Origin of the sequence: Xanthomonas sp. CFBP 8443, assembly GCF_025666195.1 — a bacterium.
In the GTDB taxonomy this organism is placed as follows: Bacteria; Pseudomonadota; Gammaproteobacteria; order Xanthomonadales; family Xanthomonadaceae; genus Xanthomonas_A.
Map to the genome: position 1 here is coordinate 2858163 of NZ_CP102592.1, position 26111 is coordinate 2884273.

Annotated in this window: 23 protein-coding genes; 17 read left to right on the forward strand and 6 right to left on the reverse strand. The window is 70.1% G+C overall.

Going from position 1 to position 26111, the window contains the following annotated elements; genetic code table 11:
* Positions 1 to 67: 67 nt before the first annotated feature.
* Positions 68 to 1153, reverse strand: a complete 1086-nt coding sequence (serC, locus tag NUG20_RS11885; RefSeq protein ID WP_263394690.1) for a 3-phosphoserine/phosphohydroxythreonine transaminase — start codon at positions 1151 to 1153, stop codon at positions 68 to 70.
* A 149-nt stretch (positions 1154 to 1302) separates the two neighbouring features.
* On the opposite strand from serC, the gene msrP reads away from it, so the two are divergent.
* Together msrP and msrQ are read left to right on the forward strand one after the other, a co-directional pair.
* A complete protein-coding gene (gene msrP, locus NUG20_RS11890; RefSeq protein ID WP_263394691.1) occupies positions 1303 to 2271 on the forward strand; it encodes a protein-methionine-sulfoxide reductase catalytic subunit MsrP in 969 nt (322 codons plus the stop codon).
* A 94-nt stretch (positions 2272 to 2365) separates the two neighbouring features.
* A complete protein-coding gene (gene msrQ / locus NUG20_RS11895; RefSeq protein WP_263394692.1) occupies positions 2366 to 3001 on the forward strand; it encodes a protein-methionine-sulfoxide reductase heme-binding subunit MsrQ in 636 nt (211 codons plus the stop codon).
* Here msrQ and NUG20_RS11900 read toward each other — a convergent pair.
* Positions 2970 to 3767, reverse strand: coding sequence for an FHA domain-containing protein (locus NUG20_RS11900; protein WP_263394693.1), 798 nt, complete (start codon positions 3765 to 3767; stop codon positions 2970 to 2972). The genes msrQ and NUG20_RS11900 overlap by 32 nt on opposite strands.
* A gap of 119 nt (positions 3768 to 3886) precedes the next feature.
* On the opposite strand from NUG20_RS11900, the gene NUG20_RS11905 reads away from it, so the two are divergent.
* Positions 3887 to 4162 (forward strand): polyhydroxyalkanoic acid system family protein, encoded by a 276-nt coding sequence (locus NUG20_RS11905; protein ID WP_145706328.1) that lies wholly within the window; start codon positions 3887 to 3889, stop codon positions 4160 to 4162.
* Positions 4163 to 4613: 451 nt separating this feature from the next.
* Here NUG20_RS11905 and NUG20_RS11910 read toward each other — a convergent pair whose 3' ends face one another.
* Complete coding sequence (locus NUG20_RS11910; RefSeq protein WP_317852718.1) at positions 4614 to 5333, reverse strand: DUF8198 family protein; 720 nt, start codon at positions 5331 to 5333, stop codon at positions 4614 to 4616.
* 87 nt (positions 5334 to 5420) lie between these two features.
* Between NUG20_RS11910 and NUG20_RS11915 the strand changes: the two genes are divergently transcribed.
* The 3 genes from NUG20_RS11915 (at position 5421) to NUG20_RS11925 (ending at position 8659) form a co-directional block, all read left to right on the forward strand.
* Entirely contained in the window at positions 5421 to 6692 is a 1272-nt protein-coding gene (locus tag NUG20_RS11915; RefSeq protein WP_263394695.1) for a patatin-like phospholipase family protein, read from the forward strand.
* Between the two features lie 86 nt (positions 6693 to 6778).
* Positions 6779 to 7411, forward strand: a complete 633-nt coding sequence (locus tag NUG20_RS11920; protein WP_263394696.1) for a phasin family protein — start codon at positions 6779 to 6781, stop codon at positions 7409 to 7411.
* 201 nt (positions 7412 to 7612) lie between these two features.
* On the forward strand, positions 7613 to 8659 hold the full coding sequence (locus tag NUG20_RS11925) for a restriction endonuclease (RefSeq protein WP_263394697.1): 1047 nt from the start codon (positions 7613 to 7615) through the stop codon (positions 8657 to 8659).
* A gap of 133 nt (positions 8660 to 8792) precedes the next feature.
* On the opposite strand, the gene NUG20_RS11930 is transcribed toward NUG20_RS11925, so the two are convergent.
* The 3 genes from NUG20_RS11930 to NUG20_RS11940 all read right to left on the reverse strand — a co-directional run bounded on the left by NUG20_RS11930 (position 8793) and on the right by NUG20_RS11940 (position 13116).
* Positions 8793 to 10781 (reverse strand): SDR family oxidoreductase, encoded by a 1989-nt coding sequence (locus tag NUG20_RS11930; RefSeq protein ID WP_263394698.1) that lies wholly within the window; start codon positions 10779 to 10781, stop codon positions 8793 to 8795.
* Between the two features lie 165 nt (positions 10782 to 10946).
* Positions 10947 to 11678, reverse strand: coding sequence for a histidine utilization transcriptional repressor HutC (gene hutC, locus NUG20_RS11935; RefSeq protein WP_263394699.1), 732 nt, complete (start codon positions 11676 to 11678; stop codon positions 10947 to 10949).
* 40 nt (positions 11679 to 11718) lie between these two features.
* On the reverse strand, positions 11719 to 13116 hold the full coding sequence (locus tag NUG20_RS11940; RefSeq protein WP_263394700.1) for a formimidoylglutamate deiminase: 1398 nt from the start codon (positions 13114 to 13116) through the stop codon (positions 11719 to 11721).
* 63 nt (positions 13117 to 13179) lie between these two features.
* Here NUG20_RS11940 and hutI point away from each other — a divergent pair, with 63 nt between their 5' ends.
* From hutI to NUG20_RS11995, 11 genes are all read left to right on the forward strand, one after another.
* Complete coding sequence (gene hutI, locus NUG20_RS11945; RefSeq protein WP_263398465.1) at positions 13180 to 14382, forward strand: imidazolonepropionase; 1203 nt, start codon at positions 13180 to 13182, stop codon at positions 14380 to 14382.
* Positions 14379 to 15923, forward strand: a complete 1545-nt coding sequence (hutH, locus tag NUG20_RS11950; RefSeq protein ID WP_263394701.1) for a histidine ammonia-lyase — start codon at positions 14379 to 14381, stop codon at positions 15921 to 15923. The genes hutI and hutH overlap by 4 nt, the downstream gene beginning before the upstream one ends.
* 115 nt (positions 15924 to 16038) lie before the next feature.
* Positions 16039 to 16887: an N-formylglutamate deformylase gene (hutG, locus tag NUG20_RS11955; protein ID WP_263394702.1), complete on the forward strand. Its 849-nt coding sequence runs from the start codon at positions 16039 to 16041 to the stop codon at positions 16885 to 16887.
* The gene (hutU, locus tag NUG20_RS11960) at positions 16884 to 18551 is read left to right on the forward strand and encodes a urocanate hydratase (protein ID WP_263394703.1); all 1668 of its coding nucleotides are present in this window, start codon (positions 16884 to 16886) and stop codon (positions 18549 to 18551) included. Before hutG ends, hutU begins: the two co-directional genes overlap by 4 nt.
* Positions 18552 to 18865: 314 nt before the next feature.
* Positions 18866 to 19975 carry an acyltransferase family protein gene (locus NUG20_RS11965; protein ID WP_263394704.1) on the forward strand — a complete coding sequence of 370 codons (1110 nt, stop codon included), beginning with the start codon at positions 18866 to 18868 and terminating at the stop codon, positions 19973 to 19975.
* Between the two features lie 380 nt (positions 19976 to 20355).
* Positions 20356 to 22452, forward strand: a complete 2097-nt coding sequence (locus NUG20_RS11970) for a TonB-dependent receptor family protein (protein WP_263394705.1) — start codon at positions 20356 to 20358, stop codon at positions 22450 to 22452.
* A gap of 123 nt (positions 22453 to 22575) precedes the next feature.
* Entirely contained in the window at positions 22576 to 23310 is a 735-nt protein-coding gene (locus NUG20_RS11975; protein ID WP_263394706.1) for a hypothetical protein, read from the forward strand.
* Positions 23311 to 23480: 170 nt separating this feature from the next.
* Positions 23481 to 23738: an acyl-CoA-binding protein gene (locus tag NUG20_RS11980; protein ID WP_184410100.1), complete on the forward strand. Its 258-nt coding sequence runs from the start codon at positions 23481 to 23483 to the stop codon at positions 23736 to 23738.
* Positions 23738 to 24364 (forward strand): TetR/AcrR family transcriptional regulator, encoded by a 627-nt coding sequence (locus tag NUG20_RS11985; protein ID WP_263394707.1) that lies wholly within the window; start codon positions 23738 to 23740, stop codon positions 24362 to 24364. Before NUG20_RS11980 ends, NUG20_RS11985 begins: the two co-directional genes overlap by 1 nt.
* A gap of 405 nt (positions 24365 to 24769) precedes the next feature.
* Positions 24770 to 25546, forward strand: coding sequence for a HipA family kinase (locus tag NUG20_RS11990; RefSeq protein WP_263394708.1), 777 nt, complete (start codon positions 24770 to 24772; stop codon positions 25544 to 25546).
* The gene (locus NUG20_RS11995; RefSeq protein ID WP_263394709.1) at positions 25524 to 25916 is read left to right on the forward strand and encodes a DUF3037 domain-containing protein; all 393 of its coding nucleotides are present in this window, start codon (positions 25524 to 25526) and stop codon (positions 25914 to 25916) included. Before NUG20_RS11990 ends, NUG20_RS11995 begins: the two co-directional genes overlap by 23 nt.
* Positions 25917 to 26111 lie beyond the last annotated feature (195 nt).

Genomic DNA, 26111 nt, shown 5'->3' on the forward strand with positions numbered 1-26111 from the left:
CCTCGATGTTCCGGAGCCCGTGAAGCATCCGGTCGCGGCTGAAGCCGCTCCTACATGGGGGGATGGCTCAGCCGTTGCGTTGCTGGAAGTCGCGCATGAACGCGACCAGCGCCTGCGCGCCGGCCACCGGCATCGCGTTGTACAGCGAAGCGCGGATGCCGCCGACCGCCTTGTGGCCCTTCAGCGCCAGCAGTCCGGCCGCCTTGGACTCGGCGACGAAGCGCGCGGTGAGGGTGTCGTCCGGCAGGAAGAACGGGATGTTCATCCGCGAGCGCGCATCGGCCATCACCTCGTTGCGGTAGAAGCCGCCGGAGCCGTCGATCGTCGCGTACACCAGCGCCGACTTGGCCTGGTTGCGGCGCGCGAACTCCTCCACCCCGCCCTCGGCCAGCATCCACTTGAACACCAACCCGGCCAGGTACCAGTTCCAGGTCGGCGGCGTGTTGAGCATCGAATCGCGCGCGGCGTGCGAGCGGTAGTCGAAGATGTCCGCGCGCGGCTGGCCGCTGCGCTGCAACAGGTCCTTGCGGATGATGACCACCGCCACCCCGACCGGCCCCAGGTTCTTCTGCGCGCCGGCGTAGATCACCGCGTACCTGGACACGTCGATCGGCTCGGCGGCGATGCTGGAACTGAAGTCGGCGAACAGCGGCACCGCGCCCACGTCCGGCGCGTCGCGGAACTCGACGCCGTGGATGGTCTCGTTGGCGGTGATGTGCACGTAAGCGGCATCGGCGTTGAGCTGCCAGCTGGCGCGCGGCGGGATGTCATGGAAGCCGCCGGCTTCGCTGCTGGCGGCGATGTGCACGTTGGCGTATGGGGCGACCTGCTTGATCGCGGTCTTGCCCCAGTGCCCGGTCACCACATAGTCCACGGTCTGCCCGGGCGCGGCGAAATTCAGCGCCAGCAGCGCCTGCTGGGTGGTGGCGCCGCCGGACAGGAACAGCACCGCATAGTCGTCGGAAATGCCGATCAGGCGCCGCAGGTCGGCTTCGGCTTCGGCGGCCACCGCCATGAACTCGGCGCCGCGGTGGCTCAACTCCACGATCGAGGCGCCCACGCCGTTCCACTCCAACATCTCCGCCTGCGCCTGGCGCAGGACCGATTCCGGCAATGCAGCGGGGCCGGCACTGAAATTGAACGCGCGCGTCATGGGACACCTATCGGACAAGACGCCTAGTATGCCGCAGTGCACCAGCTTGCGGCCCGGGGAATTTAGGTTGCATTTGCATCCATTCCGCCGGCGCAAGCGTAGTCTGTTGTCGAAGCCGTCAGCGGTCGCCCGCCCCCCAGGAGTCAGCCATGTCGTTGCGCGATGCACTCAACATTCCCAGCCGCGAGATCACCGACGAGGCGGTCTACCGCGACCGGCGGCGCCTGCTGCAGGCCCTGGCACTGTTGCCGACGATCGGCCTGGCCGGCTGCGCCGACGCCGAACCGCCGGCCCCGCCGAAGACCGTGGTGACCCCGGAACAGGCACGCAGCGGCTTCCGCACCAGCGAAGAACTGACCCGCTACGAGGACGTCACCAGCTACAACAATTTCTACGAATTCGGCACCGACAAGACTGATCCGTCGAAGGCGGCCAAGACCCTGCGCACCGCGCCGTGGTCGGTGAAGGTGTCCGGCGAATGCGACAAGCCCGGCACGCTGGCGCTGGACGACCTGCTCAAGGGCAACACGCCGGAGGAACGCATCTACCGGCTGCGCTGCGTGGAGGGCTGGTCGATGGTGATCCCGTGGCTGGGCGTGCCGCTGGCCGCGGTGCTCAAGCGCTTCGCCCCGACCTCCAAGGCCAAGTACGTCGCCTTCACCACGCTGGCCGACCCGCAGCAGATGCCCGGCATCCGCTACCGCTCGATCGACTGGCCGTACAAGGAGGGCCTGCGCATCGACGAGGCGATGAACCCGCTGACCCTGCTCGCCACCGGCCTGTACGGCAAGCCGCTGCCGCAGCAGAACGGCGCGCCGCTGCGGCTGGTGGTGCCGTGGAAGTACGGCTTCAAGAGCATCAAGTCGATCGTCGAGATCCGCTTCGTCGAGCGCATGCCGGAAACCGCCTGGCACGAACTGCAGGCGTCCGAGTACGGCTTCTTCTCTAACGTCAATCCGGCGGTGGACCATCCGCGCTGGAGCCAGAAGACCGAACGGCGCATCGCCGGCAAGGCCAGCAAGCTGTTCGCCGAACGCATCCCGACCCGCCCGTTCAATGGCTATGCGGAGCAGGTGGCGGGGATGTATGCGGGGATGGATCTGAAGAAATGGTATTGAACGATCGGGCCTGGGGACTCGGGACTCGGGACCCGGAAAAAGCAGGCGATTCAGGAGTTGAGCAGCTGCGTTGCTTGCCTTGGGCGATCGCGATATGGCCGTGAAGTCCGGTTCGGCTGGCTTGATCGCGGCCAAGGGCGTGGTCCATGCGCTGGCGTTGGCGCCGCTGGCGTTCCTGGGTTGGCAGTTCTGGCAGGTGTGGCAGGCCGGCAGCGATGCGCTCGGCGCCGATCCGGTGGCCGAGATCGAGCACCGCACCGGGCTGTGGGCGCTGCGCCTGTTGCTGCTGACCCTGGCGATCACGCCATTGCGGCAGTTGACCGGGCAGTCGGTGCTGCTGCGCTTCCGGCGCATGCTCGGGCTGTACGCGTTCTTCTATGCCTGCGTGCACCTGGGCGTGTACCTGGGCCTAGACCTGCGCGGCTACTGGGCGCAGATCTTCGAGGAGATCGTCAAGCGCCCCTACATCACCGTCGGCTTCACCGCCTGGCTGCTGCTGATCCCGCTGGCGATCACCTCCACCCAGGGCTGGATGCGCCGGCTCAAGCGCAACTGGGGCAAGCTGCACAAGGCGATCTACGCGATCGGCGTGCTGGCGGTGCTGCACTTCTGGTGGCTGGTGAAGTCGGACATCCGCGAACCGCTGCTGTACGCGGCGATCCTGGCGCTGCTGCTGGGCTGGCGAGTCTGGCGGGCGCTTAGCGCGCGCCGAACCACAGCAGCCCGCTGAGCGCGGCCGCCAGCAGCAGGGCGCTGAGCAGCAGCCACGGCCAGCGCAACGCGGTGGCCGTGCGTGGCGCGGTTTCCGGCGCTGCGGCGGGCGGACCGCTCGCCGGATCGTGCTTCAGCGGCTCGCCGGCCGCGGCCTGCGGCACTTCCAGCACGAAGCGGTGCTGCGCGTCGAACACCAATTGGTCGCCCGGCTGCAGCCAGCAATCGCGTACCGCATTGCCGTTGACCTGGGTCTGCGCATCGCCGAGCCCGCGCAGCAGCACGCGCTCGCCATGCCGCTCCAGGCGCGCGTGGCGCTCGGCGAAGGCCGGATCGTCGATGCAGATGTCGCAGTCGCGCAGGCGGCCGATGCTGCGCACCCGGTCCAGGGTGTAGCTGCGGCCATGGTGCTGGCCGCCGACGCCGCGCAGCACCAGCCGCGGATCGTCGCCCTCGCCCTCCGCCACGTCGGGCAGCCGCTGCAACGGCTCGCATACGCCCTGCACCACCATTTCCACGCCATCGGCATAGACCGCATCGCCGGCGCGCAACAGCGCCATGCGCCGCACCGGACGTCCGTTCACATGGATGCCGCGAGCGCCGTTGGCCACCTGCAGCCACAGCCCGCGCCGGTCCAGGCAGAACTGCGCCAGCAGCAGCGCGCCCTGTGTGTCGTCGACCACGCGCACATGCCCGGACGCCTGCCGCACGATGCGGTGCACGCCCGCGCGCAGGGGCCGGTCGGGTTGCTGGCGGTTGCTGAAATGGACTTGCAGGTCGGGCACGGCGGGGAGCCTAGCAGGTTGCCCGCGCTTGAAGAAGCGCGCCGCACCTGGACAACACTCCGCGCATACGCACAATGCCTGATCGTTTACGCGGGCCGCATGCCCGCACAGGAGCCAGCATGTCCAGCATCGACATCCGCCACGACCACGACAAGACCCCTGCGCAGGCGCGCAAGGCGATCGAAACCGCCGCCAAGAAGCTGTCCGAACGTTTCGACCTGGAATCGCGCTGGGACGGCGACGCGCTGCTGTTCTCGCGCTCCGGCGTGGACGGGCGCATCGAGCTGCTGCCCAAGCAGGTGCACGTCACCGCCGAACTGGGCTTCCTGCTGTCGGCGCTGAAGGGCACGGTGGAAAGCGAGATCCGCCGCGTGCTGGCCGAGAAGCTGGGCTGAGCAGCAATAGCCCCTCTCCCCTCGGGAGAGGGGTTGGGGTGAGGGTACGGCACGAAGCGTCTCGCTGATTTGGGAGCACGTGGCTACGCCCGTACCCTCATCCGCCCCTGCGGGGCACCTTCTCCCGGTGGGAGAAGGAACGGCCGCTAGCCCCTCTCCCACCGGGAGAGGGGTTGGGGTGAGGGTACGGCGCGAAAGCGTCTCGCGGAGTCGGGAGCACGTGGCTACGCCCGTACCCTCATCCGCCCCTGCGGGGCACCTTCTCCCGAGGGGAGAAGGAACAGCGCTAGCCCCTCTCCCACTGGGAGAGGGTTGGGGTGAGGGTCCGGCGCGAAAGCGTCTCGCTGATTTGGGTGCACGAGGCTTCGCCCGTACCCTCATCCGGCGCTGCGCGCCACCTTCCCCCGAAAAGGGGGCCATGGTCCCGATGGGAGAAGGAACAGCACGGCGCTCAGTCGAAAGCGAACGGCTGCGGGTGCCCGGCGAACAGGCGCCGCGACACCTCGCGCTCGGTGCCCTCGATGTCGCCGATGAAGCCTTCGGCATCGCCGAGCTTGGAGAACGCGTCGAAGCCGCGCTCCAGGAATCCCTGCAGCTCCGACAGGCCCGCCGCCTTGGCCGGGCCGCGCGCGAAGCGCAGCAGCATGCGCACGCCGGGAGTGTGCACCGCGTTGGCCAGGCCCAGCCCGACGCTGGCGATCAGGTCGATCTGGTGCAGGCGCAGGCGACGCAGGCCGGTCTGTTGGTACGCCTCGGCGTAGAGCGCGTCGTCCAGGCGCTTGCGGCGCGGCGCCAGCGCCTGCAGCGCCTCGGCCATGCGCAGGTCCAGCGCGTGGGTCAGCACGCCCAGTTCGATGCCGTCGGCGACCGTGTCCAGCAGCGTGGCCGGCATCAGCCGCTGCATCATCGGCAGCACCTTGACGATGTCGGCGTCGCGACGGCTGAAATCGCGGTCGCCATAGACATCGGTGAGGAAGAACATCGCCGCCGGGCGCCGCTGCGGGTCTTCCAGGAAGTGCTCGAAGCTGCGCTCCAACCGCTGCGACTGCCAGCGCCGCAGTTCCTGCAGCCAGCGCAGCGCATTGCGCGGCTCGTGCACCGGATCGTGCACGGCCTGGTGCCACGCCAAGCGGCGACCGAGTCGTTCGAGGACGGGATTGCTGCGCGCCATGGGCGCCGATGATGGTGGCAGCCGCGCGCGACCGCAAGCTTCATGCCGCTCGGCTACACTCCAGCCAACGCCTCTTGCGGACCGCGCATGCTTTCCCTCCACAGCGCCTCGCCACGCCCTCGCTCCCATGGCCGCATCGGCCTGGCCATCGCCGGCGGCGGCCCGATCGGCGGCATGTACGGACTCGGCGCGCTGCGCGCGCTGGACGATGCCCTGGACGGGCTCGATCTGACCCGGCTGGACTGCTACGTCGGGGTCAGTTCCGGCGCGTTCCTGACCGCCGGGCTGGCCAATCGCATCAGCAGCGCCGAGATCTGCCGGATCTTCGTCACCGGCAACAGCGACGATGCGCATTTCCGGCCCGAGGATTTCCTGCGTCCCAACGTCTACGAATACCTGCGCCGCGCCGCGACCCTGCCCAAGCTCGCCTATGGCTGGTGGCACGACCTGCTGACCGAGCCGCGCAAGACCCGCTGGTCGGACCTGATCACCCGCTTCGGCGGCCTGGTGCCGAGCGGGCTGTTCGACAACGCCGGGGTCGAACGCTTCATGCAGGACGTGTTCAGCCGACGCGGCCGCAGCAACGATTTCCGCACGCTGGACGCGGACCTGTTCGTGGTCGCGGTGGACCTGGACAGCGGCCGCACCGTGCGCTTCGGCGAGCCGGGCCTGGACCAGGTGCCGATCTCGCTGGCGGTGCAGGCCAGTGCCGCGCTGCCGGGGCTGTACCCGCCGGTGGAAATCGGCGGCCACCACTACGTCGACGGCGCGCTGCGGCGCACGATGCATGCCTCCACGCTGCTGGAGCGCGGCATTGACCTGATGATCGGGATCAACCCGCTGGTGCCCTACGACGCCACCCACGCGCCGCGCCGCAACGGCCAGATCGACCGCGCGCGCCTGCTCAGCGGCGGCCTGCCGGCGGTGCTGTCGCAGACCTTCCGCACCCTGCTGCAATCGCGCATGCAGGTCGGCCTGGAGAAGTACGCGCGGCAATACCCGCGGGTGGACCAGTTGGTGTTCGAGCCCAATGCCGACAACAGCGAACTGTTCTTCACCAATCTGTTCAGCTATGCCGCGCGCCACCGCGTCTGCCAGCTGGCCTACCGCAACACCCTGGCCGACCTGCGCCGCAACGCCGAAGTGCTTGAGCCGATGCTGGCCGCGCACGGCATCGCCCTGCGCCACCAGATCCTCAACGATCGCCATCGCACCTTCACCGACGGCGTGGACGTGCAGCCGCGGCGCATGACCGAGACCACCGCGCGCCTGCGCCGCGCGCTCGACGACGTCGACCAGGTCATCGCCAAGCGCCGCGCCACCCGCCGCACGCGGCGCCCATCGCCGCCCGCCGACTGACACGACCGCGGCGCTGGTGTGATTACTCTAACCAACGTCGTGAGTCTCGAACCCAGCCACCCAACTGCCGAAGGAACCGCACCGCCATGGCCACCCTGAAGAAGTCCGCACGCAAGAAGAAAACCGCCACGAGCGACGAGGGCCTGCAGGCGCAGGCGGAAAAGCTGTCCAAGCGCCTGGGCGAATCGGCGCAGCAGGTGTGGTTGGCCGGCGTCGGCGCGTTCGGCCGCGCCCAGGCCGAAGGCGGCAAGCTGTTCGAGACCCTGGTGAAGGAAGGCCTGACCCTGGAACAGAGCACGCGCAAGCTGGCCGGCGGCGGCGTGGAGGCGGTGCGCGATGTCGTGGAGAACCGGGTCGGCCAGGCGCGCGAACGCGCCGCCGATACCTGGGACCGGCTGGAAAAGGTGTTCGAGGACCGGGTGCAGCGCGCATTGCGTCGGCTGGAAGTGCCCAGCCGCGAAGACCTCGGCACGCTGGTCGAGCGCGTCGACGCCCTGAACGCCGAACTGCGCAACCTCGGCGGCGGTCGCAGCGCACGCAAGGCCCAGACCAAGGCGCCAACGGCCAAGAAAGCGGCGAAGACCGCCGCACCCAAGCCCCGTGCGGCCAAGCAGCCGGCACCGGCACGGCGCCGCGCCGGTCCGGTCGTCGCCAGCGCCGCCCCCGCGCCGAAACGCGCCAGCCGCAAGCGCGCGGGGGCACCTGCGGCGTCCGAATGACGTTTTGTTGCAAAGCAGCAGGTTTTTTCCGACAATCGGAACGGACCCGCCAGTCCACCTGAAGACCGTTTGCTCCCCTCCCCTCACGGCTTCGGACTGGCGGGTCTTCTCCTGTCCGCCGTTCCCCGCTGTCGCCTTGCCGGCGCCGTGACACGCTGGCGATAAACTGGCGTCATCGAATAGCGTTACGCGGGTACGAGCATGGTTTCCTGGATAGTGGCAACGGTCTTGGCAGTCGGAGCATGGCTCGCTGCCACGCTCTACCTGTGGCTGGTCCGCCGCCGCGAGAACGAAACCACCGCCGGACTGCACGCCCTGGCCGGACTGCATTGGCGCGACTTTTCGCGCATGGTGCGGCGCGCGATGCGCGAGCAACGCGACCTGCACGACGCGGTCGACGAAGATGCGGCGCTGGAACCGCAAAGCGATTTCGTGATGACCCGCGGCGACGCCCGCTGGCTGCTGTCGTGCAAGCACGGCCGCGCCTACCGTATCGGCTCGGCCGCGGTCAACGAACTGGGCGCGGCGGCGCGGCTGATGGGCGCGCAGGGCGGCATCCTGGTCACCGAGGGCAAAGTGCAGCGCGACGGCATCGCCGCCGCCGACAAGCAGTCGGTGGAGATCCTCGACGGCCGCCGCATCTGGCCGATGCTCAAGCGCTACCTGCCCAGCGAACTGGAGGACGGCGTGATCGGCGCTTCCCGCCGGCGCGCGCAGCGGCATACCGCCATCGCCGCCCTGGCCGCGCTGACCCTGGGCCTGCTGGTCGGACTGGGCGGGCTGGCGCTGCAGCAGCGCAACGCCGATGCCGCGTCCAGCGCCGCCCTGCCCGCGCCTGGCACCACCCCGGCTCCTACCGCTCCTGCAGCGCCCGCGCCTGCTGCGGCCACGTCCGCCGCGCCCAAGCCGACACCGGTCGCCGCGCCAGGCGCTGCGCCGACCGCCGCAACCCACCCCACCTCAGCGGCCGAGGCCGCGCCGTCGGCCGCAGAACCCGACGCCGCCACCGAAGCCGGCCATCGCCGGGCGATCTCCAAGGCCATGGCCAGGACACCCGGGGTGATCCGCGGCATCTGGCAGACCCAGATGACGCTGGTGATCGACCGCAGCGGCGACGACGCACAGGTGCTGCCGCTGATCTGCAAGGAAGTGGAACGCTATCCCGCGCTGCGCACCGTGCGCATCCAGCTCAATCCGCGTCCCGGCCACGACGAGCCGGTCCGCTGGCGGCAATGTAGAACGTTCTGAGCCGAGATTCGGGATTGGGCATTCGGGATTGGTAAAAGCGGATTCGCCGCGCCGGATGCAGACAGCGGGATGATGAATTCGCAGGCGCCACGCTCTTGCGAATCCCCAATCCCGACGCGCAAATCCCGGCTCCTCACCAATGCACCCCCCGCATCAAAGCGGCAAACGCGATCTGCTCCTGGCTCGGCTTGGCTTCGCGCAGCGCCTTGCGGTCGCCCTTGGCCGCGGCCGAGTCGGGGAACAGTTCGAAGGCGGTGTTCATCACCACCTCGTAGGCCTTCGGCGCGACCGCGTTGACCAGCGCGGCGAAGATGCCCAGGCGCGTGGCCACCCGGCTCGGGCGCTCGATGATCGCCTTGACCATCAGGTCCGCGGCCTCGTCCACGCTCAGCGTGGGCACGCTGTCGTACATCTTGGTGGGCGCGATCATCGGCGTCTTCACCAGCGGCATGTTGACCGTGGTGAAGCTGATGCCCTTGCCGGACAGTTCGCCCTGCGCGCAGCGGCTCCACGCGTCCAGCGCCGCCTTCGACGCCACGTAGGCGGAGAAACGCGGCGAATTGGCCAGCACGCCGATCGAGCTGACGTTGATGATGTGGCCCTTGCGCCGCCCGGTCATGCCCGGCAGCACGCCCATGATCAAGCGCAGGCTGCCGAAGTAGTTCAGCTGCATGGTGCGCTCGAAATCGTGGAAGCGGTCGTAGCTGAGTTCGATCGAGCGGCGGATCGAGCGGCCGGCGTTGTTGATCAGCACGTCGACGTGGCCATGCGCCTCCAGCACGGTCTTGAGCAGCGCGTCGCAGCCGGCCAAGTCGGACAGGTCGGCGGTGTAGGCGAACACCTTGCCGCCCTTGGCGTTCATCGCATCGCGCGCGGCGAACAGCTCCTGCTCGCCGCGGGCGACGATGATCGTGGTGGCGCCGGCCTCGGCCACGCGCTGCGCGGTGGCCAGGCCGATGCCGGAGGACCCGCCGGTGATCAGCACCACCTTGCCGCGCACCTTGCCCTTGAGCGTGCGGTCGACGAACAGGTCCGGATCCAGGTGCCGTTCCCAGTGGTCCCACAGGCGCCAGGCGTAGTCTTCCAGCCGCGGCACGGCGATGCCGCTGCCCTTGAGCGCGCGCTCGGTCTCGCGGCTGTCGAAGCGCGTGGGGTAGGTGATGAATTTCAGCACCTCGCGTGGGATGCGGAAATCGCGCAGCAGCATGCCGGTGAAGCGGCGGATCGGCGGCAGGCCGCCGAGCGCGGCGCGGATGCCGGACGGCACGAACGCGAACATCCGCGCGTCCACCCGCAAGGTCATCTCCGGCGCGTGGCCGGCGCGGCAGAACACGTTGAGCACCTCGCCCACGCGCAACGGCTCCGGATCGGTGAGGTGGAAGGTGTGGCCGTCGAGCTTGGGCTTGTGCGCGATGTGGTCCATCGCGTCGGCAACGAAATCCACCGGCACCAGGTTGATGCGCCCGCCCTCGATGCCGAGCATCGGCGCCCACGGCGGCAGCAGCTGGCGCAGCTTCTTGATCAGCGGAAAGAAGTAATACGGCCCGTCGATCTTGTCGATCGCGCCCGTGCGCGAATCGCCGACCACCATGCCGGGGCGGTAGATGCGCCACTTGATCCGGGTTTCCGCGCGCACCAGCGCCTCGGCGTCGTGCTTGGTGCGCAGGTAGGGATCGTCCAGGCCTTCGGCCTCTTCGAACATGTCCTCGCGGAAGATGCCCGGATACAGCCCGGCCACCGCGATCGAGCTGGTGTGGTGGAAGATGCCCGCATCGAGCTGCGCGGCCAGTTCCAGCGCGTTGCGGGTGCCGTCGAGATTGGCCACCCGCTGCGCCTCGGCCTTGGCGGTGAGGTCGTACAGCGCGGCCAGGTGGAAGAAGTGCTTGACCTTGCCGCGCAGCGCCTGCCGCTGCGCCTCGTCCAGGCCGCAGCACTCGGCGCCGACATCGCCGTGCAGCACCACCAGGCGCTTGGCGTCCCAGCCCTGCTCGCGCACCAGCGCATCGAACTTGCGTTGCGACTCCTTGCGGACCAGGACGTGGATGAGGCCTTTGCGCCGCATCAGGTTGGCCATCAGATAACGGCCGATGAAACCGGTGGCGCCCGTAACGAAATACGTCATGCCGAACCATCCCTCGTTCTGCGGCCGTGGCCCCTCGCCGCGTCCGTCCTGGACGCTAACTTGCCAGAGTGCGGCAGGCAGGACAAACGCACGCTGCGGCGCGAGCGTGCGGCGGCGCAGCATCGGACGCGGCCGACGCAGCCGATCGACGCCGCGCCGCGGGGCTCAGCGCGCGCCCGGCGAGAACCGCGCGACCAGGTCGTAGGTGTCGCCGAGGAACACCTGGCGCACGAAGGTGACGGCCTGTTCGCCGCGCCAGGTCTGGCGGTCGATCAGCAGGCAGGCGGTGCCGGCCGCGACCTGCAAGCGCGCCGCCTGCGCGGGGTTGGCGCCGACCGCGCTGATGCGGTGTTCGGCACGGGTCCACGGCACGTGCTGCAGCAGCCAGCTGCCGGGCACGGTCACCGCGAAATCCATCTGCAGCGCTTCCGGCACCGCCACCGGATTGATCACCCGCTCCTCCAGCGCGAACGGGCGCCCGTCGGCGAAATGCAGGCAGTGCAGCGACAGCAGCGTGCCGGCGGCAGCGACCTCGGCCTCCTGCGGCAGCTCGGAACGCGGCGCGCGCTGGCGCCGCTCGAGCAGTTCGAAACGGTAGGCGTGGCCGCGCGCGGCGACCTCGACCGGAATGTCTGGGATCTCCAGCGCCACCTGTTCCATGTGCGGATGCGGCCGCGCCACGAACGAGCCGGCGCGGCGCCGGCGCTCGATCATGCCGGCGTCGGCGAGCATCGCCAGCACCTTGTTGACCGTCATCCGCGAGCAGGCGTACTGCGCCATCAGTTCGTGTTCGAACGGGATGCGATGGCCCGGCGGCCATTCGCCGCTGCGGATGCGGCCTTCGATGTCGCTGCGGATGCGGTGGTTGAGCGTCGCCGCGGGCCGGGGCTGGCTCATCGGCGCGCCTGCGCTGTGGCGCGCAGCGGACGGCGCCGGATCATGCGTCCAACAGCGCGGTCAGCGCCCGCGCGTAGGCCGCGGCGACCGCGTCGCGGCGATGATGGCGGCCGTCGCGCACCAGCGCGCGGCCGTTGCGCCAGACCGAACGCACCGCACCGCGCCGCGCGGCGAAGATCCAGCTGTCGAGCAAGGCATCGCCGTTGCGCGCGCACAGCGCCGGGTGCGCGGGATCCAGTTCGACCAGGTCGGCCGGCGCGCCCACGCGCAGACCCTGCTCCACGCCCAACGCCTGCGCCGCGCCCTGCGCCGCGGACTGGAACAGGAAGCTGCCGCTGGAGGCCGCGGCGTCGCCGGCGAGCACGTTGCGTCCGCGCAGCTGCAGGCGCTGGCCGTATTCGAGCAGGCGCAGTTCCTCGGCCGCATCGATCAGCACGTTGGAATCGGAGCCGACGCCGAAGCGCCCGCCGGCGTCGACAAACGCACGCATCGGAAACAGCCCATCGCCGAGGTTGGCCTCGGTGATCGGGCACAGGCCGACCACCGCGCCGCTGGCGGCGATCGCCTGCACTTCGCCGGCATCGACATGGGTGGCGTGGACCAGGCACCAGCGCGCATCCACCGGCGCATGCGCGAGCAGCCACTGCACCGGCCGCTGTCCGCTCCAGGCCAGGCAGGCATCGACCTCGCGGGTCTGCTCGGCGATGTGGAGGTGCACCGGGCCGTCGCACAGCGGCAGCAGCGCGGCCAGTTCGTCCGGGGTCACCGCGCGCAGGCTGTGCGGGGCGATGCCGAGCACCGCGTCGTCGAGGCCGCGCAAGGCGCGGCGGCTGGCGGCCAGCAGGTCGGCGTAGCCGTCCACGTCGTGGATCAGCCGCCGCTGCGCCGGGTTCGGCGCGGCGCCGCCGAAGTCCGCATGCGCGTAGAACACCGGCAGCAGGCTCAAACCAATCCCGCTGGTCTGCGCCGCGGCAGCCAGGCGCTGCGCCATCTCGGCGCGGTCGGCATACGGCCGGCCGTCGGCGGCGTGGTGCAGGTAGTGGAATTCGCCGACGCGAGTGAAGCCGGCCTCGAGCATCTCCACGTAGGCCTGCTCGGCGATGGCCTGCATGCTGTCCGGATCCAGCCGCTGCACGAAGCGGTACATCAGCTCGCGCCAGCTCCAGAAGCTGTCGCCGCTGCGGCCGCCAAGCTCGGTCAGCCCGGCCATGCCGCGCTGGAAGGCGTGGCTGTGCAGGTTGCCCAGCCCGGGCACGGCGATCGCCAGCGTGGAGTCGCCTGGCACCGCGGCCACGCCGGCCTGCACCGCGGCGATGCGCCCGCCGCGAACCTCGATCCGCACGTCGCGCGCCCAGCCTTCCGGCAACAGCGCCTGCGCGCACCAGAAACCGCTCGCCGCCTCGTTCCCGCCCGCCTGTTGCTGCGCCAGGGTCTGCACTGGACACCCTCCGTCGACCACAATATTGTATATACAAAATAACCGACGAGCCCGCCCGTGACCATGCCCTGCGACACGCTCTGGCACAACGCCCACCTGATGACGCTGGACGCCGAAGACGGCGGCCTGGGGCTGGTCCGCGACGGCGTGGTCGCCTGCCGCGATGGCCGCATCGTCTACGCCGGCGCCGCCGCGGCGCTGCCGGCACCGCTGGCTGCGCTGCACAGCGTCGACTGCGGCGGGCGCTGGATCGGCCCCGGCCTGATCGACTGCCATACCCATCTGGTCTACGCCGGCAACCGCGCCGGCGAGTTCGAGCAACGCCTGCTCGGCGCCAGCTACGCCGACATCGCCCGCGCCGGCGGCGGCATCGTCTCGACCGTGCGCGCCACCCGCGCCGCCGACGAGACCGCGCTGCTCGCCGCCAGCCTGCCGCGGCTGGACGCGCTGCTGGCCGAGGGCGTGACCACGGTGGAGATCAAGTCCGGCTACGGGCTGACCCTGGACGACGAACTGCGCCTGCTGCGCGTGGCGCGGCGGCTGGGCGAACTGCGCCCGGTCGCGGTGGCGCCCACCTTCCTCGGCGCGCACGCGGTGCCGCCCGGCGTCGACGCGCAGGCCTACATCGACGAGGTGTGCGAACGGATGATTCCTGAAGTCGCCGCGCAAGGCCTGGCCGAGGCGGTGGACGTGTTCTGCGAGCACCTGGCCTTCAGCCCGGCGCAGACCGAGCAGGTGTTCCAGGCCGCGCAACGCCATGGCCTGGCGCTGAAGATCCATGCCGAGCAACTGTCCAACCAGGGCGGCGCGGCGCTGGCGGCGCGCTACGGCGCGCTCTCGGCCGACCACGTCGAATACCTGGACGACGCCGGCGTCGCCGCGATGGCCGCCGCCGGTACCGTGGCGGTGCTGCTGCCGGGCGCGTTCTATTTCACCCGCGACACGCAGCTGCCGCCGATCGCCGCGCTGCGCGCCGCCGGCGTGCCGCGCGCGCTGGCCACCGACTGCAATCCCGGCACCTCGCCGCTGACCAGCCCGCTGCTGGCGATGAACCTGGCGGCGACGCTGTTCCGCATGACCGTGGCCGAATGCATCGCCGGCTTCACCCGCGAGGCGGCGCGCGCGCTGGGACGCCAAGCGCAGGTCGGCCGGCTGCGCGCCGGCTTGCAATGCGACCTGGCGATCTGGGACATCGAAGAACCGGCCGAACTGGTCTACCGCATGGGCTTCAACCCGCTGCATGCGCGCATCTGGAGGGGACAATGAACGACCACGAGATCCTGCTGCGCCCCGGCGCGGTGAGCCTGGCGCAATGGCGCGACGTGTACCGCGGCGCCGGCGTGCGCCTGGACCCCGGCTGCGCCGAGGCGGTGCTGCGCAGCGCGCAGACGGTGGAGGCGATCGTCGCCAAGGGCGCGCCGGTGTACGGCATCAACACCGGCTTCGGCAAGCTGGCCAGCGTGCGCATCGAGCGCGAGGACCTGGACACCTTGCAGCGCAATATCGTGCTGTCGCACGCGGCCGGGGTCGGCGAGCCGATGCCGGCGCCGGTGGTGCGGCTGATGATGGCACTGAAGCTGGCCAGCCTGGCGCAGGGCGCCTCCGGCGTGCGCCCGTCCACGCTGGCCCTGCTGGAAGCGCTGCTGCGCCACGACGTGGTGCCGGTGGTGCCGTGCCAGGGGTCGGTCGGCGCCTCCGGCGACCTGGCGCCGCTGGCGCATCTGGCGACGGTAATGATCGGCGTCGGCGAGGCCTTCGTCGGCGGCCGGCGCCTGCCGGCGCACGAGGCGCTGGCGCAGACCGGGCTGCAGCCGCTGGCGCTGGGCGCGAAGGAAGGCCTGGCGCTGCTCAACGGTACCCAGTATTCCACCGCCTACGCGTTGGCTGGGCTGTTCGAGATCGAGCGCGTGTTCCATGCCGCGCTGGTCGCCGGCGCGCTGTCGACCGAAGCGGCGAAGGGCTCCGATACCCCGTTCGATCCGCGCATCCACGCCTTGCGCGGCCAGCACGGGCAGATCGCCACCGCCGCGGCGCTGCGCGCGCTGATGCAGGGCTCGGCGATCCGCGATTCGCATCGCGACAACGACGTGCGCGTGCAGGATCCGTACTGCCTGCGCTGCCAGCCGCAGGTGATGGGCGCGGCGCTGGACGTGATGCGCCAGGCCGCGACCACGCTGGCGATCGAGGCCAACGGCGTGTCCGACAATCCGCTGGTGTTCAGCGATACGGGTGAGGCGCTGTCCGGCGGCAACTTCCACGCCGAGCCGGTAGCCTTCGCCGCCGACATGCTGGCGCTGGCCGTGTGCGAGATCGGCTCGATCAGCGAGCGCCGCGTCGCGATGCTGGTGGATCCGGCGCTGTCCGGGCTGCCGGCGTTCCTGACCCCGAAGCCGGGGCTCAACTCCGGCTTCATGATTCCGCAGGTCACTGCCGCGGCGCTGGTGTCGGAGAACAAGCAGCGCGCCTACCCGGCCAGCGTCGATTCGATCCCGACCTCGGCCAACCAGGAAGACCACGTGTCGATGGCCGCGCACGGCGCACGGCGCCTGCTGGCGATGGCCGAGAACGCGGCCAACGTGGTCGGCATCGAGCTGCTCGCCGCCGCGCAGGGCTGCGACTTCCATGCGCCGCTGACCTCCAGCGCCGCGTTGGAAGCGGCGCGCGCGCTGCTGCGCGCGCAGGTGCCGGCGCTGCAGGACGACCGCTACTTCCATCCGGACATGCTCGCCGCCACCGCGCTGGTGCGCGATGGCGCGCTGGCGGGCGCGGTCGATATGTCCCTGCCCGATGCAACGTCCGGATCATGACCCCTTGTAGGAGCGGCTCTTGTCCCCTTTTCGGGATCAGCCGCGACCAGCCGTCACCAGTGACATCCGGTCGCGGCTGAAGCCGCTCCTACAAAAAAGAACAGCGAGGCCTTGCATGACATCCCTGCCCGACTGGCTCAGCGTCCACCGCGGCGATGCGCCACTGATCGTCAGCTTCCCGCACACCGGCACCGAGCTGCCGGATGGGTTGGCCGCGCGTTTCGTCTCCCCCTGGCTAGCCCGCCGCGACGCGGACTGGTGGGTGCACGAACTGTACGCGTTCGCCGGCGACATGGGCGCCACCACGCTGCGCTCGGCGGTGTCGCGCTCGGTGATCGATCTCAACCGCAACCCGAGCGGCGCCTCGCTGTACCCGGGCCAGAACACCACCGGCCTGTGCCCGCTGACCACCTTCGACAACCAGCCGCTGTACCGCGACGGCGAGCGCCCGGACGCGGCCGAGATCGCCCGCCGCCGCGACACCTGGTTCGCGCCCTACCACGCCGCGCTGGCCGCGGAGATCGCGCGCCTGCGCGCGATTCACGGCACCGTGGTGGTGTACGACGCGCACTCGATCCGCTCGCATATCCCGCACCTGTTCGCAGGCGAGCTGCCGCAGTTCAACATCGGCAGCGCCGGCGCGTCCGGTGCGCCCGATACCAGCTGCGACCCTGCACTCGCCGATGCGGTCGAACAGCTGTGCGCGGCGAGCGGCATGGGCCATGTGCGCAACGGACGCTTCAAGGGCGGCTACATCACCCGCCACTACAGCGATGTTCCGGGCGGCGTGCACACGCTACAGATGGAGCTGGCCTGCCGCGGCTACATGCACGAACCCGAGCGCGTGGACGAGCGCAACTGGCCCACGCCGCTGGACCCCGACCACGCCGCGCCGCTGCGCCGCACGCTGCAACAGGTGCTCGCGTCCTGTCTTCACTTCGCCCACTCCCGGAGCGCCGCATGACCCGCCTCGACACCACCCGCACGATCCACGCGCCCACCGGCAGCACCCTCAGCTGCAAGAGCTGGCTGACCGAGGCGCCGCTGCGCATGCTGATGAACAACCTGGATCCGGACGTGGCCGAACGCCCGCAGGAACTGGTGGTGTACGGCGGCATCGGCCGCGCCGCGCGCGACTGGGAATCCTTCGACGCGATCGTGGCCGCGCTCAAGCGCCTGGACGACGACCAGACCCTGCTGGTGCAGTCCGGCAAGCCGGTCGGCGTGTTCCGCACCCACGCCGATGCGCCGCGCGTGCTGATCGCCAATTCCAACCTGGTGCCGCGCTGGGCCACCTGGGACCACTTCAACGAGCTCGACAAGAAAGGCCTGGCCATGTACGGCCAGATGACCGCCGGCAGCTGGATCTACATCGGCGCGCAGGGCATCGTCCAGGGCACCTACGAAACCTTCGTCGAGATGGGCCGCCAGCACTACGCCGGCAGCCTGGCCGGCAAGTGGCTGTTCACCGGCGGCCTCGGCGGCATGGGCGGCGCGCAGCCGCTGGCCGCGGTGATGGCCGGCGCCTCGTGCCTGGCGGTGGAATGCCGCAAGAGCAGCATCGAGATGCGCCTGCGTACCGGCTATCTCGACACCTGGACCGACGATCTGGACGAAGCACTGCGCCTGATCGAGGAATCGTGCACGGCGAAGAAGCCGCTGTCGGTGGGCCTGCTCGGCAATGTCGCCGACGTGCTGGACGAACTGCTGGTCCGTGGGGTCAAGCCGGACCTGCTGACCGACCAGACCTCCGCGCACGACCCGGTCAACGGCTACCTGCCGCAGGGCTGGAGCGTGGAAGAGTGGGACGAAAAGCGCGCGAGCGCGCCGAAGGAAGTCGAGGCCGCCGCGCGCGACTCGATGGCCAACCACATCCGCGCCATGCTCGCCTTCCACGCGCTGGGCGTGCCGACCGTGGACTACGGCAACAACCTGCGACAGATGGCCCTGGAAGAAGGCGTCGAGAACGCCTTCGACTTCCCCGGCTTCGTGCCCGCCTACATCCGCCCGCTGTTCTGCCGCGGCATCGGCCCGTTCCGCTGGGCGGCGCTGAGCGGCGATCCGGAGGACATCGCCAAGACCGACGCCAAGGTCAAGGAACTGATCCCGGACAACCCGCACCTGCACCGCTGGCTGGACATGGCCGCCGAGAAGATCAAGTTCCAGGGCCTGCCGGCGCGGATCTGCTGGGTCGGCCTGGGCGATCGCGACAGGCTGGGCCTGGCGTTCAACGAGATGGTCGCCAACGGCGAGCTGAAGGCGCCGGTGGTGATCGGCCGCGACCACCTGGATTCGGGCAGCGTCGCCTCGCCCAACCGCGAGACCGAAGCGATGGCCGACGGCTCCGACGCGGTCTCCGACTGGCCGCTGCTCAACGCCCTGCTCAACACTGCCAGCGGCGCCACCTGGGTCTCGCTGCACCACGGCGGCGGCGTCGGCATGGGCTTCTCCCAGCACGCTGGCATGGTCATCGTCTGCGACGGCAGCGAGGCGGCGGCCAAGCGCATCGCCCGCGTACTGTGGAACGACCCCGCCACCGGCGTGATGCGGCACGCGGACGCCGGCTACCCGATCGCGCTCGACTGCGCGAAGGAAAAGGGACTGGATCTGCCTGGCATCCTGGGCTGAACCGCGCCTAGGCCGCTCGCGCCGTCCGGAGCCAGGCACCGCCTGGCCCCGGGCCCCATCGATCGCCAGCCCGGCACGCGCCGCGATGGGCGCCGGTCCCGAAGCGCGACCGCTGTTGCTTGCCGTTACGCCTGGATCCCCTACAATCCGGCCACGATGTAAGCGGGTCCGCGTTGGCCCGGTATGCGCCAACGCGTCGACGTTGATCGACTCATGAAGTAACGCTATGCCTTCTGGCCGCGCGCCGCTCGAGGCAGCGTGCGGGCGCGGGGCATGGATGCGATTGACTCGCCATTGTCACGGAGATGCCCTCGATGGGTCAGGAACAACGGATCGATTCGCTCACCGGCATCCGCGGCATGGCCGCGCTGCTGGTGGTCTATGCGCACCTGGCGGAGGAGCATTTCTTCGCGATCAGCCCGCTGCACCCCGGCGAGATGGGGGTCATGGTGTTCTTCACTCTCAGCGGCTTCCTGATGGCGTTCCTCTACGGCGAAAAGCCGTTCGACTACACCGCGGTGGCGCGCTACGGCATCTCCCGCTTCTCGCGCATCGCCCCCGCCTACCTCACGGTGGTGATCGGGTCGTACCTGATCTACAACCTGGTCGACTCCAACTTCGTCTACGCGATCACCCATCGCAACCTCGCCCGCCACCTGCTGTTCTCCGGCAATGTCTCGGCGCTGTGGAGCATTCCGCCCGAAGTGCAGTTCTACGTGGTCTTCGTCGGCTTGTGGGCGGCGCTGTGGTCGCTCGGCAGCCGCGGCAATGCGGCGCTGCTGATCGTGGCGCTGGTCGCCGTGTTCGCCCTGATGACCCAACGCGCGGCACTACCGGGCACCTTCGTCGGCTCCAAGATCCATTACTTCTTCACCGGCGTGCTGTTCGGCCTGCTGCGCAGCCGGGTCGCCGCGGGCGTCGGCCTGAGATCACTGGGCGCCATGCAGGCGCTGGCGCTGGCTGCGATCGGCCTGGTGGTGGCCGGCGTGATCGACATCGACCTCGGTACCAAGCGCGAGCTGTATCTGGGCCTGGAACCGGCGCTGTTCGCCGGCGTCTTCGTATTCCTGTTCTCGTTCGACACTGGCCTGAGCACGCGCCTGTTCGGCAACCGGTTCATCACCATGTGCGGCGAGTGCAGCTTCTCCATGTACCTGCTGAACATTCCGCTGATCTACGCGGCAATGGCGTTGCTCGGCGACGACGTCCGCCCTAGCCCATGGCTGGCGGTGCCGGTCACCGCGGCGATCCTGGTGGCGGCCTGGGCGATGTACCGGCTGGTCGAGATGCCGGGCAACACGCTGCTGCGCGGCCTGGGCACGCGCCTGCTGCTGCCCAAGCGCCCTGCCGCGGCCGTGGCCGCGGTCACGCCCGGGCTGGCGGTACCGCTGGCGGCGGACGCGACCGGTGGCGATCCGACCTAGGCCTGCGCTGCGGCGCGTACCGCAGCGCCCGCGGTGCTTCCACCTGCATGAACCCGGCTGGCATGAACCCGGCATGCGAAACGACCTGTGGCGAGACGTGCGCGACCGCCTCCGCATGGCAGACAGAGCCGCGGGCTGCGACCACGGCGCGTGACGCGTCGGACATCCACTGTAAACTTTCCGCACCAGATTCTAGTTGACATCCCGAGCCGCGACGCCGCTCGGGCACGCACCACCTTCCCGCTCTTCGTTTGGCTTGCCTGGTCCTGTTGCGGACGCCGCAACACGCGGCTCGGCCGGAGCGGGCAGCCGAGCGAGCATCCAACGAAAGATAGTGCTTGCCCATGCTCGTTCTGCCTCTCCGCCGCCGCCGCAGTTCTGTGCATTGCTCCCTGCGTTCCATCGCCGTCCTGGGCGGCCTCGCCACCATCGCGCCCGCCACCGCGTCCGAGCAGGCGACCACCCTCGACACCGTCGAGGTCACCGCGACCGATGCCGGCGACCGCGCACGCGCGGCGCTGCGGCGCGTTCCCGGCGCCGGCAACGTCATCGACATGACCGACCTCAGCCAAGGCCGCCTGGCCGGCAGCGCCGACGTGCTTGCCTATCAGCCCGGCATCAACGCGCAATCGCCGGGCAACGAGGGCGTCAAGGTGTCGATCCGCGGTTCGGGCATCAACCGTGCGCCAGGCGCGCATGCCTCCGGCCTGTCGGTATCGCTGGACGGATTGCCGCTGACCGGCCCCGGCGGCACGCCCTACGAATTGCTGGAGCCATCGTGGCTGAGCCGGGTCGAGGTCCTGCGCGGGGCCAACGGCTTCGAGCGCGGCGCGCTGGCGCTGGGCGGCGCGATCGACTACGTCAGCCGCAGCGGCCGCGATGCGCCCGGCCTGGAACTGCAGTACGAAGGCGGCAGCCATGGCTACCGCAAGCGCAGCGCCGGCATCGGCGGGGTGCGCGGTGCGCTCGACTACTACCTCGCCTACACCGACACCGCGTACGACGGCTACCAGGCGCATGCCGCCGGCGACGGCCGCGGCGCGATGGCCAATGTCGGCTGGCAGGTGACCCCCGCGCTACAGACCCGCTGGTTCCTGCGCTACCGCGAGACCGAGCACGACACGCCCGGCCGGCTGACCCGCGCGCAGATCCGCCACCGCCCGCGCGACGCCAACCCGGCCAACCTGGCGATCGACGCGCGCCGTCCGCAGCCGGGCAGCACCTGGATCGGCAACAGCACCACGCTGCAGCTGGACGAACACTCCACGCTGCAGGCCGGGCTGGTCTACCACAAGTACCCGATGGACTTGAACGAGAGCCTGTACCGGCAGCAGCTGGACTACGCCGACCTCAACGGCACGCTGGACTATCGCCACCGCCATGCGCTGTTCGGCCACGACAGCGTCAGCAGCGTCGGCCTGCGTGTCGCCCACGACCTGCGCGCCGACGTGCGCGAAACGCTGCGCTTTGTCAGCAACGGCTACCCGGCCGGCACGCACACGCGCGACTTCCGGCATCGCGGCAGCAACAGCGTGCTGCACCTGGGCAACGACCTGGCGCTGAACGACGCGCTGCGCGTGCAGACCGGCCTGGCCCTGGTGTACACCCGCAGCCAGGTGCGGGTGACCTGGCCGACCACCGGCGAGGGCTTGTCCCGGCGCGATTGGGACTACGCCCCGCGCCTGGGCTTCACCTGGCAGGCCAGCCCGCGACTGCAGTGGTTCGGCAACCTGAGCCGCTCGGTGGAACCGGCGCATCCGTGGTCGATGCTCTGGGGTTCCAACAAGTACTTCGCTGCCGGCAACGGCGCCGCCAGCGGCCGTCAGCGCGCCGCGGTGCCGCTGCGGAACCAGACCGCGGCCACGCTGGAACTGGGTGCGCGCGGCGATGGCGCGTTCGGCCGCTGGGAGCTGACCGGCTACTACGCCCACGTTCGCCACGAACTGCTGAGCGTGGAACTGCAGCCCGCCCCCAACCTGCTGGTCGCCGAATCCAACGCCAGCCCCACCGTGCATCGCGGCCTCGAAGCCGGGTTGGACAGCACGCTCTGGCAGGGCGCGGCCGGCCGGCTGGCCCTGCGCCAGGCCTATACCTTCAGCGACTTCCGCTACCGCGACGATGCGCGCTTCGGCCACAACCGCCTGCCCGGCCTGCCGCGCCACTACTACCAGGCCGAACTGCGCTACGCGCATGGCGCCGGCGCGTACGCCGCGCTCAGCACCGAGTACGCCTCGAAGATGGCGGTGGACTACGCCAACAGCGTCTATGCCGACAGCCACCTGATCGTCGGCAGCCGCCTCGGCTACGACGCCCCCGGCGGCCGCTGGCAGGGCTGGCTGGAGCTGCGCAACCTCGGCGACCGCCACTACGCGGCCACGGTGACGCCCGGCTACGACGACGCCGGCAGGGACGCCGCGCGCTCCACGCCCGGCGAGGGGTTCGGCGTATATGCCGGAGCGCGCTGGCGCTTCGAGTAGGCCGGGCGTTTCGGCGAGCACCGCGGAGCGCGCGCAGGACCAACGCGGTCACGCCTCGCCACACCCGGGCTCAAGTTCGCGCGCCTGGCGCCGACAAAGGATGCAACGTTTCGAGGAGCCTTCATGGGCATCCTGATCTACCTGACTCCCGCCATCGCGCTCTGGGCGCTCACCGCCAGCGTGCTGGCCTGGATTTTCTTCGGGCGCCTGCGCCGCGAGCAACAGCAGCAGGCCAGTGCGCAGGACAGCCTGGCGCGCCACCAGGCGGCGCTGTCGCAGATGAAGGCGCGTGCGGCGGTCAGCGCACGGGAGCTGGAGGCGCTGCAGCAGGCCTACGCCAGCCTGCGGCAGACGCTGGAACTGCAGACGCAGGAACAGGCGCCGGCGCAGGACACCGTGGAGCGGCCGCCGGTGCCGATCCTGGTAATGGAACGCCTGGACATCGCCACGGAAGTTGGCACGCTGCTCGCGCACGTGGCGCGGGTGGCCAGGAGCATCCGTCGCTACAGCGCCTACAGCCGTGGCCACAACGCGCCGGAACTGAGCAGCGCGCGCTACGACCTGCATTGGCTCTCCGACTGCCTGCACAGCCTCGACCAGATCGGCCATGCCTTGGCCACGGGCAACGTGGACACGCTGACCGCGGCCTGCACCGAACTGCTGTCGATGTACGAGCAGTACCTCAAGGACGGCTCCGGCTACAACAGCCGCGACACGTTCCAGCGCCTGAGCAGCCACGTCCCGCTCGCCGACGTGACCGACGCCATCCGCTCGATCGCGGCCAAGGCGTCGCTGGCGCGGCAGGCGCAGACGCAGATGCTGGCCAGCGCGCAGGCGCCGGCAACGTCCCTCGCCTGACGCGCGCGCGCCGCGAAGGCGCGCGACCCTGCCGCCAGCGGGCGTGGCCCGCAGCGAACGCAAGCAGGCAGGCCGCTCGCATCGCGACGGCCGCCGCGCCGGCCGCGCCCGCGTTGACCGGGCCGGTCGCCCGTGCTGTGATGCGTCCCGATCCGGGCGGGAGCAGCGACATGGCAGACATCAAGGCGGCCTTCGAGAAAGCGGCCAAGGACATCAAGCAACGCGAGGAGCGTCCCGACAACGACACCTTGCTGCGCCTGTACGCGCTGTACAAACAGGGCGCGGAAGGCGACGTCGCCGGCGCCAAGCCGGGCTTCTTCGACTTCGTCGGCACCGCCAAGTACGAGGCCTGGGCCAAGCTCAAGGGCATGCCGCAGGCCGAGGCGCAGAAGAAGTACGTGGACCTGGTGAAGAAGCTGCTGGCCTGATGGCGCGCGACACCCGCCGGCGCATCCTCGACACCGCCCTGGCGATGTTCAACGTGCAGGGCGAGCCGCACGTCACCACCAACCACATCGCCGACGAGCTGGAGATCAGCCCCGGCAACCTGTACTACCACTTCCGCAACAAGGACGACATCATCGAGCACCTGTTCGCGCGCTACGAGGAGCGCATGGACGCGGCGCTGGAGCTGCCGAGCGCGCGCCTGCCCGGGCTGGAGGACATCTGGCTGCAACTGCACCTGGTGTTCGAGTGCATCTGGGACTACCGCTTCCTGTACCGTGACCTGATCGAGATCCTCAGCCGCAGCCGGCGCCTGCGCCTGCGTTTCGCGCGCATTCTGCGCCGCGCCGACGACAGCGTGCAGGCCGTGTTCCAGGGACTGGCGCAGGCCGGGGCGATGCGCGCCACCGCACAGGAGCTGGGCGGCATCGCCACCAACGTGCTGGTGGTGGCCACGTTCTGGCTCAACTACGCCGCCGCGCGCGGCGAGAAGGACGAGCAACTGGCGATCCGCCACGGCATCGTGCAGGTGATGCTGCTGATCAGCCCGTTCCTGCGCGAGGCCGAGCGCACCCATCTGGCCACGTTGATGCAGGCCTATCTGGACTGAGCGCGGGACGCATCGCCGCTGCGGTTCGCATCTAGTGCCCGCCCGCTGCGCCACTCCGGACGACAACAGCCCTGATCGGCCCTCGCTTCCTTGCACCGCGCGCATCGCCGCGACCCTGGTGCGAATGCAAGGCGATGCAGTGACCTTGACGCTTGGACGGACGGACCGCATTGATCGGCTTTGCGATCCCACGCGAACCGCCAGGTTTCGGCGCCGGGCCGCCGTCGATGGCACACGCCGTCGACGGTTGTCACCGCCGCGACGAACTGGCCGATGCGTCTGCGCAGCGCCGCAATACACTGCCCATGGCGGTGCCTGCCTCGCGCACCGCGTCCACCGATTCGCCAAGCGCCGCCAGCATCGGCTAGGCTTGCCGCCCTGCCCTCGCCATCGCCCGGAACCCGTGTGAGAACCGTCGTCGCCACCCGCTACGTGACCCCACTGCGCGAAGGCGGCTCGCTGCCGGCGGTGGTCGAGGCCGACGACGACGGCCTGTACGTGCTGAAGTTCCGCGGCGCCGGGCAAGGCCCGAAGGCGCTGATCGCCGAACTGCTCGGCGGCGAACTGGCGCGCGCGCTCGGCCTGCCGATGCCGGAACTGGTATTCGCGCTGCTCGACCGCGAGTTCGCGCGTACCGAGCCGGATCCGGAAATCCAGGACCTGATCCGCGCCAGCGAGGGCCTGAATCTGGCGCTGGACTACCTGCCCGGCGCGATCAACTACGACCCGGCCGCATTGCGCCCGGATCCGGCGCTGGCCTCGGCGATCGTCTGGTTCGACGCGTACGTGACCAACGTCGACCGCACCGCGCGCAACACCAACCTGATGGTCTGGCACGGCAAGCTGATGCTGATCGACCATGGCGCGGCGCTGTACTTCCACCACGACTGGGAACATGCAGGCAACGCCTGCGCCTCGGCGTTCGCGCGCATCCGCGACCACGTGCTGCTGCCCTACGCCAGCGCCATCGCCCAGGCCGACGCGGAACTCGCGCCGCGGCTGACCGATGCGGTCATCGATGCGATCGTGGCGCGGATCCCGGACGCCTGGCTGCAGGCCGAAGCCTGCTTCGACGACCTGGACGCGCATCGCCAGGCCTATGCCGACTACCTGAAACGGCGGCTCGCGCTGCGCGCTGCGTTCGTCGAGGAGGCGCTCCGTGCTCACGCCGCACACCTATGACTACGCGGTCATCCGCGTGGTGCCGCGGGTGGAGCGCGAGGAATTCGTCAACGTCGGGGTGATCGTGTCGTGCCCGACCTCCAAACTGCTGCAGGCGGCGATCGAACTGCAGCCGGCGCGGTTGCATGCGCTGGACCCGACCCTGGACATCGAACGCCTGCGGCCCTACCTCGACGCGATCCCGGCGATCTGCCGCGGCGATGCCGACGCCGGCCCGATCGCGCTGCTGCCGCCGCGCGCGCGCTTCCACTGGCTGACCGCACGGCGCAGCTCGGTGATCCAGATGTCGTCGGCGCATGTCGGCCGCACCGCGCAGCCCGAGCGCATGCTCGAGCACCTGCTCGAGCGCATGGTGCGGACGCCGCGCTAGGACGGTCGAAGCGGCATTTTGATGTCCGTTGTAGGAGCGACTTCAGTCGCGACAGGCGTTCCCGGGAACGCCCCGTCGCGACTGAAGTCGCTCCCACAGGGATATCCAGCGATCCCATGATCCCGCACAGGCCAGGCGCCTTCTCGCAAAGCGGGTCCTGCTGCCAGACCACCGCCTCGTCGCGTCGCCGCCGTC

Coding starts and splice junctions, on each gene's coding strand:
- serC (WP_263394690.1), bottom strand. CDS start 1,153: ATGACGCGCGCGTTCAATTTCAGTGCCGGCCCCGCTGCATTGCCGGAA.
- msrP (WP_263394691.1), top strand. CDS start 1,303: ATGTCGTTGCGCGATGCACTCAACATTCCCAGCCGCGAGATCACCGAC.
- msrQ (WP_263394692.1), top strand. CDS start 2,366: ATGGCCGTGAAGTCCGGTTCGGCTGGCTTGATCGCGGCCAAGGGCGTG.
- NUG20_RS11905 (WP_145706328.1), top strand. CDS start 3,887: ATGTCCAGCATCGACATCCGCCACGACCACGACAAGACCCCTGCGCAG.
- NUG20_RS11910 (WP_317852718.1), bottom strand. CDS start 5,333: ATGGCGCGCAGCAATCCCGTCCTCGAACGACTCGGTCGCCGCTTGGCG.
- NUG20_RS11915 (WP_263394695.1), top strand. CDS start 5,421: ATGCTTTCCCTCCACAGCGCCTCGCCACGCCCTCGCTCCCATGGCCGC.
- NUG20_RS11920 (WP_263394696.1), top strand. CDS start 6,779: ATGGCCACCCTGAAGAAGTCCGCACGCAAGAAGAAAACCGCCACGAGC.
- NUG20_RS11925 (WP_263394697.1), top strand. CDS start 7,613: ATGGTTTCCTGGATAGTGGCAACGGTCTTGGCAGTCGGAGCATGGCTC.
- NUG20_RS11930 (WP_263394698.1), bottom strand. CDS start 10,781: ATGACGTATTTCGTTACGGGCGCCACCGGTTTCATCGGCCGTTATCTG.
- hutC (WP_263394699.1), bottom strand. CDS start 11,678: ATGAGCCAGCCCCGGCCCGCGGCGACGCTCAACCACCGCATCCGCAGC.
- hutI (WP_263398465.1), top strand. CDS start 13,180: ATGCCCTGCGACACGCTCTGGCACAACGCCCACCTGATGACGCTGGAC.
- hutH (WP_263394701.1), top strand. CDS start 14,379: ATGAACGACCACGAGATCCTGCTGCGCCCCGGCGCGGTGAGCCTGGCG.
- hutG (WP_263394702.1), top strand. CDS start 16,039: ATGACATCCCTGCCCGACTGGCTCAGCGTCCACCGCGGCGATGCGCCA.
- hutU (WP_263394703.1), top strand. CDS start 16,884: ATGACCCGCCTCGACACCACCCGCACGATCCACGCGCCCACCGGCAGC.
- NUG20_RS11965 (WP_263394704.1), top strand. CDS start 18,866: ATGGGTCAGGAACAACGGATCGATTCGCTCACCGGCATCCGCGGCATG.
- NUG20_RS11975 (WP_263394706.1), top strand. CDS start 22,576: ATGGGCATCCTGATCTACCTGACTCCCGCCATCGCGCTCTGGGCGCTC.
- NUG20_RS11980 (WP_184410100.1), top strand. CDS start 23,481: ATGGCAGACATCAAGGCGGCCTTCGAGAAAGCGGCCAAGGACATCAAG.
- NUG20_RS11985 (WP_263394707.1), top strand. CDS start 23,738: ATGGCGCGCGACACCCGCCGGCGCATCCTCGACACCGCCCTGGCGATG.